Here is a 14,594-nt window from a genome sequence, read left to right as displayed (position 1 = left end):
TTTATGTTCGGATGGAAGGAGCAGCGCATTAAGGTTCACTGTGTGGTGAGCTGCTTGTGCGAGGTGGTCAAAAGGTACAGCGATGTCGATTACCGCCCTTTTTATTTTGGCGTGTGGGATGCGGAGTTTGCCTGGACGGAGGCGGGTTTGTCGTATTATTCAGATACCATTCAGCATGAGCGATCGATGAAGTGGTATGAACGAATGTTCGGAACTCGGGTGATCCAGTGGCATGACCGGCATCAGGATTCGGCGGCAAATGCGGCCAGACTGGTGGAACTTGTTGAAAATGCCCCTAAGCACAGGCATGTCGTCGTGCAGATTGACATGTCTCTCATGCCGGAGCGGGAAAATAAGTTCAATCTGAATCCGTTCCCTCATTATTTGCTGGTTTCGTCTACCGAACGAGAGGGCGAATGGTTCATGCTTGACGCGGATATGAAGTGGGAGGGGGTCGTCAGCCGGGAGCAGGTGCTCCAGGCTTTTGTTCATAACCCTTATCCGGACGGGTTTTATATCGAAGCCCTCGCTATCCAGGCGCCGACACCGAATACGGTCGTTTCTTACTTTTATGACGGATTTAATCTCCATGGCAATGAGCTGGTATCCAAGCTGCGAGCGCTTGTCTCAAGATTGGCCGGGGAGCCTGAGAAGCTGCCTCAGCTCGCGGATGCGCTCAAGCATCTGCACGTGATTGTGATTCGCAAATATGGGTATGATTACGCGTTCATGTACTTTCACGATGAGCTGCAGTTGCCACGGGAACATTATGAGCATTGGGCGCAGCAAATCCGCGATTTGGTTCAAGCCTTCAACACGATGCAATTTATGGCTGTCAAATTATCGCTGACCGGCCGTACCGAGCTGCTTCCTTCACTATTGGAAACATTGGATAAGGCCGAAGCGATCGAACGTGGGCTTAAACAGGAACTGGAGCGGGAGCTTGCCTTATGGTCTGCCCGCTACTCCAACGCAGGGGGGCGTCTTATTGATGTCTGATTCATTCAGATTAGGGTGCTCGTTGTGCACCATCTCTTTTCGCCACACGTTGATTTCTTTCGAGCAGCTGATCGAATTTGCCCGAGTCCATGCCTTCAACGGAATGGAAGTATGGGGAGTTCACGCCCGTCACCTGTATGAGGAGCGCAAGGGCTCCAGGATGCATTTGCCGGAAGCCGCAGGGCTGACGGTTTCAATGATCAGCGATTATTTGGAAGTGGGATCCCGGGTGAATTTCCCGGATACCGTTACCCGATGCGAGGAACTGCTCACGTTGGCGGGCTGGCTTAGAACGAGGCGGATTCGTACTTTTGCGGGGAGGCGCGGCAGCAGAGAGGTGAGCGCAGGCGAGTTCGAGGATACGGTTCGGCAGCTTCGAATCCTTGGCGACCTGTGTATGGATCATGGAATCGATTTGCTGGTGGAAACACATCCGGGGACGCTGGCCGATCACAAAGCGGCGGCTCATCGGCTGATGACGGAAGTGAGCCATGAAGCGGTTAAGCTGAATATGGACTTCCTTCACTTATGGGAGGCTGGGGACGACCCGTTGGAAAGCTATGAGCAGTTGGAGCCATGGGTGGAGCATTTCCATCTGAAAAATGTCCTCTCTCTTGCTCACTGCAGCGTGTTTCAACCCCATCAGGTGTATGCGGCTAACGGCAGCCGGCAAGGGATGGTTTCGCTGGCGGACGGAGCGGTCGATTACCGTCGTATTATCGATCGCATCGGGTCGAGCGGCAAGTTCGCCTCTCTGGAATGGTTCGGGGCCGAACCTGGACGGATGCTGAGTGGGGAAATCGGATGGCTGCGTCGCAGGCTGGACCGTTTATACGCGCCAGCTCCATAAATGCTCGTGAATGAAAGGCAGCGCTAAAAGCTGCCTTTTTTTTGCAATCAAATCTCGCTCCTATCATGGAAATCGTTTACAGCCTGACGAAACTGCGGTAATCTATGGGTACTGGGAGGCGGCGATTAAAATTGGATTTTATAAGGACCATGTTACGCCATTTTACTCAATATAAACTACTGTTCTCCATTTTTTTGTTTAGCATCCTCTTTGAAGTCGCTTATGCGGTGGCAGCCCCCTTGAGCCTGAAATACTTGGTGGATGAGGCATTCACACCTAAGGACTTCCAAGCGTTCACGATCATTCTGAGCATTTTGCTCGGAGGCGGATTTTTCAACATTTGTGCAAGTGCATGCGGGGATTACTCGTTAGGCAAGCTGAGCGGCGAGGTGATTCGGAAGCTGAGAACCGAGCTGTTTATCCATCTGCAGCAGCAATCGCTGCCTTTTTATCAACGATACAGAGTCGGCGACCTTGTTACTCGTTTCGCAGCGGATATGGCGTCCATGGAGAAAGTGATCCGCATCTCGTGTCCCTTCTTTCTGAAGGAGGCTTTAAGCATCCTGCTCGGACTCTTTATGCTGTTTTCAATCGAATGGAAGCTCGCGCTGGCCGTGCTTGCCGGCTCCGTACTGATGTTTGTCGGGCCCAGACTCCTTCAAGCCCGTGCGGAAACGGCCAATGCGGGCTATAAAGAAGCCCAGGAGCGCTTCTCCAATACGATCGACGAGATGGTCAAGGGTCATAAAACGATTAAAGGCTTGCATCAGCAGGCCAGGTTGCGGGAGCGGGCCCGTAAGCAAATTCAAGAGCTGTTTTCCTTTGGTTTGAACATGCACATGACCAACTCCCTGATGGAGCGCTTGCCTCTAACGGCTTTATTGATCTTGAACGGGATTATGCTCGGCTTCGGCGGATATTTGATACTCCATGACGATATGACGGTCGGCGGCTTTATGGCCTTTTTTACATTGTTTATGAGCGTTGGTCAGGCGGCCTCCAATTTATCGTTCCTGATCCCGAACCTCATTGATTCGAGCGTTAGCTTCCGGCGCGTCGGGGAAATTTTCGATCAGCAGCCCGGCGTTCCGGAAGCCGCCAACCCCATAGAGCTTCCAGCTTCCATAACTTCGATCCGGATGGAACGGGTCACCTTCGGATATACCGAGGAAACCGATCAATTGCGGGACGTCAGCCTGCACATCGCAGCCGGCAGCTATACGGCATTCGTAGGTTCAAGCGGCTCCGGCAAAAGCACCGCGTTGCAGCTGCTGTCCCGTTTCTACGATCCCAGGCAGGGCACGGTTGCGATGGATGATTATGACCTGCGTACCGTAAGCGAGGCTTCCTTAAGAGAGCTGTCCACGTTGGTTACTCAGGATACTTTTTTATTTAACACAACGATACGGGATAATTTGCTGCTGGACGGGGTTGACGTCACGGATGCGGACATGGTTGAAGCTGCGAAGCAGGCGAAAATACATGACGTCATTGCAAGCTGGCCTGCGGGATATGAGACAATGATCCACCATGAAGGGGGATCTTTGTCAGGGGGTGAACGTCAGCGCATCGCGATTGCACGGGCGATTCTGAGAAATCCGAAGCTGCTGCTGCTTGATGAGGTGACGTCGGCACTGGATCCGGCTACGGAAGCGGATATCAATCAATGGATTCAACAGATTCGCAGGCACACTACGATTATTTCCGTAACCCACCGGTTAGCCTCTGTTGTGAATGCCGATAGGATTCATGTGTTCAAGGAGGGCCGAATCGTCGAATCCGGTACCCACCAGGAACTTCTGCAGCAAAACGGACTATACTATAGCCTTTGGGAAAAGCAGCATGGGTTTCACTTGTCTCAGGATGGCCTTCATGTAACGGTGGAGGTTGACCGGCTTGCGAAGCTGCCCTTCTTCGAAGGGATCGAGCTTCCGCTGCTCCAGGACATGGCTAGCCTGTTTTCCACCGAAACGTGCAAAGAGGGCGAGGCTATTGTGCGTGAGGGAGAGGAAGGCCATAAATTTTACATTATTGTCCGCGGCAAGTTTGAAATCGTGAAGCAGGTTCCCGAAGAGGGAGATAAGCGGGTAGCCGTTCTGCAGGACGGTGATCACTTTGGCGAAATCGCCCTGCTCAGGGATATTCCAAGGACCGCTACGGTGAGGGCCATGGGCCCATCGGTGCTGCTATCTGTAAGACGGGAACAATTTCAAATATTAACAAACCAATACCCTCAAATTCTTCAAACGCTGGAGCAAACGCTGAAGAAGCGAATTTGACGTCTCGTGGAGACAGAAAGAAGGATCGCAATGACGACGCTTTGCAGACGCTGTTCCAATGATGATGAGTTCGCCAAAGTCAGTTTATTCTTTCTTGAGAACAGACGCGACCTGCATCTTTCTTATACGACCATGGATACGATTAGCCTGCTTTATTCCTATTTGACGCAGGGCCATTTGCTTCAAGCCACGGATGCCGACAACCGGGTGATCGGTGTATTGGCTTATTATCAGGGTACACCGGAAGAGGAATTTAAGGATAAAGAGGTTGCTTTTGCGGATATGGTCATTTTCGACAAAGCCCACAGGGGGACGCGGCTATTTATTACCGGGCTGCGGTTTTGGGTTCGTGAGCTCGTGAAGGAGCATCCGGAGGTGCAGGAATTGAGATTCGCCGCTCTGGAGGAAAATGAATATTTATGCAAATTGTATTCCAAATTTTCCGAAACAAGCTACAGACGTGAGGGTATGCTTGGAAAAGAATTGGTCTTTTGTGTGAAAATTAACCAGATTAGGACTATCTTAAAAATTTTCGACAAGGTATAATTAGGAAAAAGAAAACAAAGGATTGATTTCGAAAAGGAGGGGTACCGAATGATTCCACCAAAAGGATTTGGTTCTAAAGGAACCGGCGGCAAAGGTGACAGATTTGGGCAATTAGTCATCATCAATGATTCCTTAAGAGCACAACCGAAGTAATGCCCTACGAATTTCGTCCTTGCGATTTGGAAATGGACTATGAATCGTATGTAAAGTTTGTAATCAAGCATCACGATGAACTGAATTTGCCTTATTCATTTGCCATTAAGCTTAGTTTTATCAGCAGCCCTTTAATTTTTGGCAAAGCCATGCTCATCTTCAGTGAAGAGCCTTACGAGATTGTCGGTGCGGCCGGTTTCGTCTATGGTACCGGCGCCAACCAATATGAGGACCGGGAAGTATGTCAGGTGGAGGTTGCTTTTATTCAGAAGGCTTATCGGCGCACATTTGTGTTTGCACGAGGATTGCAGGCGCTGATTGACCAGATGAAAGCGGGAAACCCGAATGTCGAGAAGGTTCAGTTCTGGGCTTCTGAGGGTCAGGGGGAGCTGGAAAGGCTCTTCACGAAATTCAGCGAACTGCCTGGTTCGACAAAATCCATCGTGAACAACTTGGCTCTCTATACGGTTTCGTTTCATGAGCTGGAGGCCTATTGCCTTCGTTTTGGAGCCGCTGATGGACTTAGAGGAAACGAAGGCCGTGTCTACTGAACACGTGCTTCAGACCGTCGGGAATTCTCGATGGTCTTTTCTTTACGCTGTTTTCGTGAGCAAAGCAGACCAAATAGAGCTGTTCAGAGCGATTAAGAATGACTTGTTCCCTGATTCGCTAAGGATAAAGGTTTACAGCACGAAAGTGGTTTATCTTCTAAATGATTTTATAAAAAACTCCTATCAAAAATCTTGCGAATGGTGTTGTAAGGGGAAGTAAAATAAAAGCATAGATTGTACCCCAAACGAATGTACCTTCAACGTTTATCGTTTCCAATCCGCCCCTAACGATAGTTTCGCCAAAAATCGCACCAACTGTTCCGCTGTATAAGGTTACGAGAAATGCACTTATAAGGCTTATCAGCCAAAGTTTTTTGTTAGATAATGCATTTCTATTGTGAAAATATCCACCTAAAACTGCAAAGGTAATAGCAAAAGGAATTATCACTGAGAAATATAGCCACTCTTCACCCCAGAATGAAGTAATTCCACCAGCCCAAACTTGACCTATTAACATAAATAATAATGCAGTAATGAATGAAAATAAAGCACCGAAGATAAGACCTTTTATCCAAGAAAGATGTTTCATCATCTAATCACCACCAAATATTGATTTAGAGACAAGACGGATTTATCCTATTTCTTATTTACAATATTACAGAAAATCTGGATATTATAAAACTTTACCTAAAACAACAACCTTTGCGAAAACAGCGTTTCTTTAATTTAAGGCTCTGTTAAATTTTAATGTTGATTTTCAAGAAATTAATGAAGGGTGACATCATATGCCACCCTTTTCAGGTCAATTTTCTATCCAAAATCTTTTTACAACGTTACCATCCTCTTCAGTGAAACTTGCAGCTTGTAGTTATCGAGTGTCTTGTATCGAAGCATTACTGTTATTCTCGGCCAGTACTGTCAGAGGATCGTATGGAGGACCGACCACTGTTCCAGGTATCAGCGCGATATCTACAGCGTTTTCCGGGATGCCCCATGAATTTCCGGAAAAGACAAATACAGCTGCTTCAACAACAAATCCGCGGGTGTTATAGACAACATTATCCAGGATATTGCCGTTTGTACCCGGATTTAAATACGCTGGCTGGCGAAGAGAATAGAAGAGATTATTTTGCACCAACAGGTTGTTCATGTTGCCAGCTTGTGTCACAAAGCCGCGATTGACTACCCAGCCCGTTGAAGGCCCGGCTTGTGGAGGGCCGAATATGGTGTTGTCCAGTATTCGATGATTGTTACCTCCAATTTGAATAAATTCCCTTGCATACGGGATATCGCTGGTCATGGTCAGCCCTTTGACCGTTACTCCGCTTCCCAACACGATAATTGGAATGACATTCGCTTGCAGCATGACGATCGCGCCCGGATAACCAACTAAACTGACGCCGGCTTTGTTAACCAAAATGGTGGATGTGACCGGATACGTTCCCGGCAGAATGTGAACCGTTCCGGTGGGCAATACTGCCGTTACGCCTTGCTGGATTGTACCGAACGGGCTTGCTTGCGATCCATCCCCGCCTATTGCGCCTGCCTGAACATAAACTTGAAACGGATTGGGCTCAACCGTTCCGGTAGGCCCTGTCGCGCCAGTCGCGCCAGTTGCGCCCGTCGGTCCCGTCGCACCTGTCGCTCCCGTCGGTCCGGTCGCCCCCGTAGGTCCTGTCGCGCCGGTAGGCCCTGTTGCTCCAGTTGGTCCAGTTGGTCCCTGCGGCCCGCCGGAAGGTCCAGTAGGCCCTGTCGCCCCCGTTGCTCCGGTCGGTCCCGTCGGTCCCGTTGCACCTGTCGGCCCTGTCGCGCCGGTAGGCCCTGTTGCTCCAGTTGGTCCCTGCGGCCCGCCGGAAGGTCCTGTCGGTCCTGTCGCGCCCGTTGCTCCGGTTGCGCCCGTTGCGCCTGTCGCGCCCGTGGCTCCGGTTGCGCCCGTTGCGCCCGTTGCGCCTGTCGCGCCCGTGGCTCCGGTTGCGCCCGTTGCGCCTGTCGCACCCGTTGCGCCTGTCGCGCCCGTGGCTCCGGTTGCGCCCGTTGCGCCTGTCGCGCCCGTTGCTCCGGTTGCGCCCGTTGCTCCAGTCGCCCCAGTTGCGCCCGTTGCACCCGTTGCGCCCGTTGCGCCTGTCGCGCCCGTTGCGCCTGTCGCGCCCGTTGCGCCCGTGGCTCCGGTTTCGCCCGTGGCTCCAGTCGCCCCAGTTGCGCCCGTTGCGCCCGTTGCTCCAGTCGCGCCCGTCGCTCCGGTCGGCCCTGTCGGTCCCGTCGGTCCGGTAGCTCCACCCCCTGCCGCCTCCAGTAACGCTGCGTCATCCGCAATGACATCCGGACTACCCGTCTGAGGAAGTTTATTGATCAGGACTAAAGCTTGCGTAGTACCTGCCGGCGCCACAGAGGTTGTTTGGTAGATTTCCAGCCAAGTATCATCGTTTACATCAGGCAATCGGTCGGTCTGAATCGTAGTAATCAATCCGTATCCCAGAAATGTGAATGAATCGTTATAAAAGGCGACAGTCAAGGAAATGGGAGGGCTTGGCGCAGTTCCGACCTTCGCAAGTGAAACCAGGAATTCGTATGACTCTCCGGGGGTTGCGGGCACAAACTGCGTAATAAAGGAGTTTAAATCTCCGCCGAGCAAACGCGCTGCGTAAAAACCTGAATGCGAGAAATCGGTTGTAATGGTTGCATTAAAATTAATCCAGGGCAATAAAGACCCTGTTTCAAACCCGCCATTGACAATAATGTTAGTGATAGACATATGTTCTCACCTCCTTTAGCGCCATAACTAGGACGCAATAGTATTATATGTTGTCCAATTTCTTCTGCTACGTCATCTATAACTGCCAAAACACACAAATCGTATTGAAGAAGGCGACGATAATCAAGTAATCCAAGATGCACAAATCCAAGTGACCCGGTGTAAAGAAAGTTTTTGAAATGATAAGTATTTAGCAGTTTTTATTTGATTAAGTTGATACTATCGATATGAAAGCACTTACATTATGTGAATGGTACAATAAAAACTGGATTGCAAGGAGATGGTGCAAAAAATGAAACTTGGTTCCTCGTACCATAACGGATGGGTTTTGGCAAATGGGGTGAGAACACATTATTCTTGGGCCGGAACTGAAGGGCCTGCAGTTGTTTTATGTCATGGCGGCGGCCCCGGTTCGTCTGGAGGAGCCGGTTGGAGATTCATGCTGCCGGCTTTGGCAGAAGCAGGCTTTCGTGTATATGCGCCTGACCAGATTTCCATGGGATGGACGGATGCCCGGCCTCATGCTTGGCCTGTGCTGGGGCATCAGAGCCTGGTTAATCATGTAAGTGATTTTATTGACGCGTTATGTTTGGATGAGGTGTATTTGGTTGGCAATTCGCAAGGAGCTTACGTGGCGGCTAAGTATACGATTGACCATCCGGAACGTGTGAGGAAATGCTTCCTTATTGGCAGTGCCACCATCGCCATGTCCATGGGCCTCGAGCGGCCGGACGGGGGGAACAATGCGGCTTTCCAAGCCCTGCTCCACTATGACTATACAGAAGAGGCGATGCGCAAGTTCCTCACGGCCATTATCAACGACCCGACCAAAGTGACGGATGAGCTTGTGAGAGCTCGCCATGTGGCGGCCAACCGTCCTGGTATTCGCGAATCGATGCAGGCTTTTCAAGACTACCAGTCGCGTATGCGGAGAGAGCCTCAACTTTGGGATCGGTTCAGCTTAAAGGATTCATTGCCACAATTGAAGGTGCCGACCGAGTTTATATGGGGGATCGACGACAGCTTCGCTCCTGTGGAGATGGGGCATGAATTAGAGAAGCTGTTGCCCAATATTCCATTTTCTTACATCAGAGAGGCGGGTCACCAGTGCCAAACGGATCAGCCGGAATTGGTAAATCGCATGGTGATCGAGTTCTTCCGGCAAGAGTAAGCGTGGACATCAAGGCTGCATGTGTCCATGCAGCCGATCAGATAGATAAGAAAGGAAGGTGGATGTTGAACGATGGCAAGAATCGTCTTCGCAGCTGCCGTTGCTCATACAGCGCTGATACTGCGGGCCAAAGACAAGGCTCCTCAGGAACAAATGGAACGGGTTTATAAGGCTTTTGGAGAAATAAGACGCCGCCTGGAGGAAAGCGGGGCAGAGACGGTGATCCTTTTTTCCGCCGAACACATGAAGAGTTTTTTCTTGGATAACATGCCTTCACTTTGTATAGGGACAGGTGAAAAAGCACAGGGATGGGGCGAAGCCGGCGTTCCCCCCTATTCGGTTGATCTGGATTTGGACTTGTCACAGCATGTATTGCAGTACGGTCTTGATCAGGAGTTCGACCTGGCTTATTCTTACGAGATGCGACTGGATCATGGTTTTATGGTACCATTGCACTTTCTGACACCGCAGATGAACATTCCGGTTGTTCCTGTGTTCATGAATGCCGCATCGCCCCCGATTGCGCCGCTCCACCGCTTGTACCACTTTGGGAAGATGGTGGCCGATGCGGTTAACGGGTGGGAGAAGGACCGGAAGGTGGCGCTGGTGGCCACGGGCGGAATTTCGCATTGGGTGGCTGTTCCCCGCATGGGGGAGATCGCCGAATCCTTTGACCGGCGTTTCCTGGAATTGCTGCTGCACCATAGGGACGAGGAAATTCTCGGATGGAGCAACGCACACATCGAGGAAGAAGCGGGCAACGGCGCGTTGGAAATTAAAAGCTGGATGGCTCTGGCAGGAGCGCTGCCGCAGGGACGGCGTGAGCTTATTTGCTATGAACCAGTCGAAGCTTGGGGAACGGGGATTGCCCTTATTGATTTTGGTGCAGTGATCAAGTGAAAGAGGTGTGTGGCATGAACGGTTACCGCATCAACAAATTTTTGTTTCACCTGTCGCAACGGGAAGAGCACCAGCTTCTCTTTTTGCAAGGCGATGCAAATCTTTTTGATGATTACGATCTTGAACCTGAAGAGCGTGAAGCGATCTTGCAGTGCAGCGTAACCCGTTTACATCAGGAGGGTGTTCATCCGCTGCTGCTTATGCACCTGTCTCTGATCCATAGGATGGACATACGGGAACTGTACAGACAGGGGATATAACAATCCATAGAGGTATAAAGTCGCCTTGGATGAAGGTCTCCTTACAGAAGTTGAGTTGAAAATATAGACGGCACTAAAGGATTGAGGAAATAAATGTCTAATATCTCATTGTGGGACTTTAGGATTAAGAATGCTGATAAATATATGGCGGTGAAAGGGGAAATTTAAAAATGGTTCAACAAAAAGATGAGATTATGGTTCGTCAACGTGAGATGGTCCGTCAAGCCACACAACAGTGGAAAGGTCAAGTGGACGGAAAGGTTGCGGTAGTCACAGGCGGTGCTCGCGGGATTGGCCGAGTGATCGTAGAAGGTCTTCTTGCGGCTGGAGCCAACGTAGTGGCTGCGGATCAAAAGTGGGACAATGCTGAAGAGTTTCGCAAGCATTTAGAAAGCACGGGAAGAGGAATGGCCGTACAAGTGGACGTGGCGGAGGACGCTTCACTGGATTCGGCTTATGAAGCAGTTATGGGGAGATTTGGGACTGTTGATGTTCTGGTGAACAACGCCGCTCTTGTATCGGAGACACTTTTTTATCCGCAAGGTCATGTCAAGACGCTCGATACAAAGGATAGCGATTGGGAAACGATGTTCAAAGTGAACACGTTCGGTGTTTTGAAAGCGATCCGGCGGTTTATTCGCCCGATGCTTGATAAAGGCAGCGGCAGCATCATCAACGTCGTTAGCAGTGGAGTGCTGCCGACTCATCAAGGGGGATCTTATTTCGCGCTGCGCCCGTGGACGGTGGAAATGCCGTATCAAGCCACAAAGGCAGCGACGATGGCGCTGACCTTCTATTTGGGGGAAGAGGTTCGGGGGGAAGGCGTTGCCGTCAATGCGATCATGCCCGGACATACGCGTGCTTCGTGGTTCGACGCAACGGCGAAGTCTTGGAGCGAAATGGGGATGGTTTACTTCATGCGGCCATCCATTCCGGAACATGTCACGCCTTCGATTCTTTTCCTAGCGGGGCAAAACGGGCAAGGGGTCACGGGACGGCTCGTTTATGTCCCGGAATGGAACTACGATCACGGATTCGGCGATTCCGCTGCTTGGAGCGACGTTTCGTTGCCGCCGGAAATGGAAGAGATGTACAGCAAACTGGAAGCCGTCATGCCGAAATACAGCCGTTCGGGCGTGTCGCACTTGCCGTTTGACGCTTGGGCCGCTCTTTGGATTTCCGCCTCTGAAAGGCTTGCTTCAGAGCAAGGGCAGTCATAGCGGAACAACCGTGTCGATCCTGTCAGACGGCATCGAGAACTGTGATTGTGCAACTTTTTAAATCTCAATGGAGGTGATTGAGTAATGCTGAACTTGGATAAGGCAATCAGAGATCAGGAGGGCTACATCGATTCCAGGATTTTCACGGATGAAGAGCTTTATCGCCTGGAAATGGAAAAGGTTTTTCAACACACCTGGTTATTTGTTGGTCACGAATCGAGTCTCCCCAAGCCGGGCGATTATATCCTCAATAAAATGGGCGAGGACGAAGTCATCGTGGTCCGCGATCGGAGCAATCGTGTACGCGTCTTTTTGAACCGCTGTACGCATCGCGGGAATAAAGTTTGTCTTTTTGACCGCGGTTCGCAGAAGAGTTTCACCTGTACGTTTCATGGCTGGCAGTATAATATCGAGGGTGGGCTGATGGGACTTCCACAAGGCGAATCCTATGCCGGCAGCTTGAAGCGGGAAGAGTGGGGCCTCAAGGAGGTTCCGAAAGTCAGCAGCTACGGAGGGCTCATTTTTGCCAGTTGGGATGAAGAGATCTGCTCCCTGGACGATTACCTGGGCGACATTCGCTGGTATCTTGACCGCATGCTCCTCAAGCCTTTTCTCGGTGGCATCGAGGTGCTGCCCGGGCGGGGAAAATATATGATGCCGACCAATTGGAAGATGATGGCGGATAATTTCATGCACGACGAGTATCATGTGCCCATCACCCATGTCTCCTTTTTTCGTGCGCTGATGCATATGTCTCAGAATGGTGGAGACAACTGGATGTGCGGCAATCAGTTTGATCGGGGTTTTAATGTTCTCGCCACTTCTCCGGCAGGCGTTCCCCATGCCGCTGGCCTGGTTGAATTCTGGAATGACCCGCGTCCGGATTCATCGGCTCAAGTCCAACCCCTGAATGACCGGGCCATAGCTGAGCGTCTAGGTCCCGAAGCCGTAGAATGGCTGCAGGAGCGGGAGCGCAGGATGAAAGAATTCATGGAGGAAGAACAACATAAGGTTCATGGCAGCGCGAACTGGACCATTTTCCCCAACCTCAGCTTGATTCTTATGCCCGGTGCCTTGCGGGCAAGCGGCATTATCCAATGGCACCCGAAGGGGCCTATGATGCTTGAAGGCTGGCAGTGGTTTGCTGTTGAGAAGGACGCTCCGGACGTTGTGAAGCGGTATGGCGCGAGTGTTCTGGCGGCTGATCAGGCGCCGGCCGGCATGATTACGACCGACGATACGGAGAACTTCGACCGGATGTATAAGAACGTTATATCCAAAGGAGTGGAAGAACGTCCCTTCAACTATGCCATGCCTGGTATTGACCTGCAGCGCTTCTATGAGGAATTCCGTGAGGCAGGCCTTGATTTGGAAGCGCTACCAGGAACTCCTTTGCCCGTATTCACCGAGGAGAAGGCTCTTGCATTCTATCAGTATTATCGTGATCTCATGAAAATGGAACGCTGAAGCGTCCCCCATTGATATGTAACCCATTGTGAAAGGAAGGTGTGACATGAGCTTCGCTTCGACAACAGTACTGAAACAGGAGATTGAGGAGTTTCTCTACCGGGAGGCTTGGCTGCTCGACAACTACAAGGTACGCGATTGGCTCGAACTCCTTACGGACGATATCCGCTACTGGATTCCGACAATCGAGAGCGTTTTTGGAGAAACCGGGTCTTATCGCGAGGATGTTCCTTATGTCCCGTATGTAGATGATAATCGTGATCTGATAGAAATGCGGGTCATTCAACTGGAGACGGGGCTGCGACACAGCGAGATTCCAGTTTCAGTCACGCAACGAATCGTTACCAATATTCTTGTAGATCCCGCCGAGCGGGAAGGAGAAGTGAAAGTGCATTCCAATCTGCAGGTGACCCAGGTTCGCCATGGAGATATTGAGACGGTCTGGCGCGCCCGGCGGGAGGATCTGCTGCGCAGCACGAATGGACAATGGAAGCTGGCCAAACGTAAAGTGATCTTGCTCGGTTCGGTAATACCGCGTACACTGGGCATATTCTTGTAGGAGAACGACTGCTCTCCCGGGGAGGAAAAGATGGAACGCTTAAAAAACAAGGTTGCTATTATTACGGGTGCAGCATCAGGACAAGGCAAGGCAGCATCTTTGTTGTTTGCCCAAGAGGGCTCAACGGTTATTGTGGCGGATTTTAACGATGAACAAGGACGAAAAGTGGTCGATGAAATTGCGGCCGGGCATGGACATGCGGAGTTTTATCATGTCGATGTAACGGAAGAGTCGTTGGTCGAATCATTGGTGAAGTATACCGTAGAAAAGTACGGTAAATTGGACATTATGTACAACAATGCCGGTTTGGTCAAAATGCGCCCTATAGGTGAGTTGCCCACGGATGAATGGGATTTTACAATCAGGTTCGAGTTAAACCAGGTGTATTACGGTTGTAAATATGCGCTTCAACAAATGGAGAAGCAAGGATACGGTGTGATTCTGAATACAGCGTCCACGTCCGGGTTGATTGGCATACCGGGTCATGGTCCGCATGCTGCATCGAAAGCGGGTGTGATTGGCTTGACCCGCTCCATCGCTGTGGACTATGGACCCAAAGGGATACGTTGTAACGCGATAGCGCCAGGGTTTATTCCCTATACGCAGCAAACGGAAGATCTATCCAACGATCAGTTTATCAACATGATGCTTCAGGTTCAGCCGATTAAACGTCATGGCCAAGTGGAAGATATTGCGCAATGTGCTTTATTTTTATGTTCGGATGAATCGTCGTGGATTACGGGGCAAGCCATTGCTGTAGATGGCGGGCATACTGCAATGTAGGTTCTATCCGAATGAGGATCCGCAGATTCGTCTGATTCTGCAAGCTGTTTATTATGGAGGTATAACTATGGGGAAAATTGCGACTGCTCTGGCATCATCCCGAA

14 protein-coding genes are annotated in these 14,594 nt (G+C 50.7%); 12 read left to right on the top strand and 2 right to left on the bottom strand.

Annotated elements, in window-relative coordinates; translation table 11 throughout:
• Positions 1-3 precede the first annotated feature (3 nt).
• From FKP33_RS15500 to FKP33_RS15480, 5 genes are all read left to right on the top strand, one after another.
• Positions 4-999 (top strand): DUF6005 family protein, encoded by a 996-nt coding sequence (locus FKP33_RS15500; protein WP_141335665.1) that lies wholly within the window; start codon positions 4-6, stop codon positions 997-999.
• Positions 992-1,849 carry a sugar phosphate isomerase/epimerase family protein gene (locus tag FKP33_RS15495; protein WP_141335664.1) on the top strand — a complete coding sequence of 286 codons (858 nt, stop codon included), beginning with the start codon at positions 992-994 and terminating at the stop codon, positions 1,847-1,849. The genes FKP33_RS15500 and FKP33_RS15495 overlap by 8 nt, the downstream gene beginning before the upstream one ends.
• Before the next feature lie 104 nt (positions 1,850-1,953).
• Complete coding sequence (locus FKP33_RS15490) at positions 1,954-4,128, top strand: ABC transporter transmembrane domain-containing protein (RefSeq protein ID WP_141335663.1); 2,175 nt, start codon at positions 1,954-1,956, stop codon at positions 4,126-4,128.
• A gap of 30 nt (positions 4,129-4,158) precedes the next feature.
• Positions 4,159-4,674, top strand: a complete 516-nt coding sequence (locus tag FKP33_RS15485; RefSeq protein WP_181410167.1) for a hypothetical protein — start codon at positions 4,159-4,161, stop codon at positions 4,672-4,674.
• A 239-nt stretch (positions 4,675-4,913) separates the two neighbouring features.
• Positions 4,914-5,378, top strand: coding sequence for a hypothetical protein (locus FKP33_RS15480; protein ID WP_181410166.1), 465 nt, complete (start codon positions 4,914-4,916; stop codon positions 5,376-5,378).
• Between the two features lie 157 nt (positions 5,379-5,535).
• Here the strand turns inward: FKP33_RS15480 and FKP33_RS15475 are convergent, their stop codons facing one another.
• Together FKP33_RS15475 and FKP33_RS15470 are read right to left on the bottom strand one after the other, a co-directional pair.
• Positions 5,536-5,970: a hypothetical protein gene (locus FKP33_RS15475; protein WP_230876251.1), complete on the bottom strand. Its 435-nt coding sequence runs from the start codon at positions 5,968-5,970 to the stop codon at positions 5,536-5,538.
• Positions 5,971-6,246: 276 nt separating this feature from the next.
• Positions 6,247-8,130, bottom strand: coding sequence for an NTTRR-F1 domain (locus FKP33_RS15470; RefSeq protein WP_141335660.1), 1,884 nt, complete (start codon positions 8,128-8,130; stop codon positions 6,247-6,249).
• Positions 8,131-8,410: 280 nt separating this feature from the next.
• On the opposite strand from FKP33_RS15470, the gene FKP33_RS15465 reads away from it, so the two are divergent.
• The 7 genes from FKP33_RS15465 to FKP33_RS15435 all read left to right on the top strand — a co-directional run bounded on the left by FKP33_RS15465 (position 8,411) and on the right by FKP33_RS15435 (position 14,490).
• Complete coding sequence (locus tag FKP33_RS15465; RefSeq protein ID WP_127609889.1) at positions 8,411-9,301, top strand: alpha/beta fold hydrolase; 891 nt, start codon at positions 8,411-8,413, stop codon at positions 9,299-9,301.
• 72 nt (positions 9,302-9,373) lie between these two features.
• Positions 9,374-10,201 carry a DODA-type extradiol aromatic ring-opening family dioxygenase gene (locus FKP33_RS15460; protein WP_127609887.1) on the top strand — a complete coding sequence of 276 codons (828 nt, stop codon included), beginning with the start codon at positions 9,374-9,376 and terminating at the stop codon, positions 10,199-10,201.
• A gap of 14 nt (positions 10,202-10,215) precedes the next feature.
• Positions 10,216-10,461 (top strand): hypothetical protein, encoded by a 246-nt coding sequence (locus tag FKP33_RS15455; protein ID WP_127609885.1) that lies wholly within the window; start codon positions 10,216-10,218, stop codon positions 10,459-10,461.
• Positions 10,462-10,631: 170 nt separating this feature from the next.
• The gene (locus FKP33_RS15450) at positions 10,632-11,681 is read left to right on the top strand and encodes an SDR family NAD(P)-dependent oxidoreductase (RefSeq protein WP_141335659.1); all 1,050 of its coding nucleotides are present in this window, start codon (positions 10,632-10,634) and stop codon (positions 11,679-11,681) included.
• Between the two features lie 84 nt (positions 11,682-11,765).
• The gene (locus FKP33_RS15445) at positions 11,766-13,148 is read left to right on the top strand and encodes an aromatic ring-hydroxylating oxygenase subunit alpha (RefSeq protein ID WP_141335658.1); all 1,383 of its coding nucleotides are present in this window, start codon (positions 11,766-11,768) and stop codon (positions 13,146-13,148) included.
• Between the two features lie 46 nt (positions 13,149-13,194).
• Positions 13,195-13,707, top strand: a complete 513-nt coding sequence (locus FKP33_RS15440; protein WP_054799889.1) for an aromatic-ring-hydroxylating dioxygenase subunit beta — start codon at positions 13,195-13,197, stop codon at positions 13,705-13,707.
• A 30-nt stretch (positions 13,708-13,737) separates the two neighbouring features.
• Complete coding sequence (locus tag FKP33_RS15435) at positions 13,738-14,490, top strand: SDR family NAD(P)-dependent oxidoreductase (RefSeq protein WP_054799890.1); 753 nt, start codon at positions 13,738-13,740, stop codon at positions 14,488-14,490.
• The last annotated feature ends 104 nt before the right edge of the window (positions 14,491-14,594 follow it).

The organism is Paenibacillus sp. tmac-D7 (assembly GCF_006519665.1).
GTDB lineage: Bacteria > Bacillota > Bacilli > Paenibacillales > NBRC-103111 > Paenibacillus_G > Paenibacillus_G validus.
Note: the sequence above shows the minus strand (reverse complement) of the source record. Positions and strands in the feature narration are given on the sequence as shown.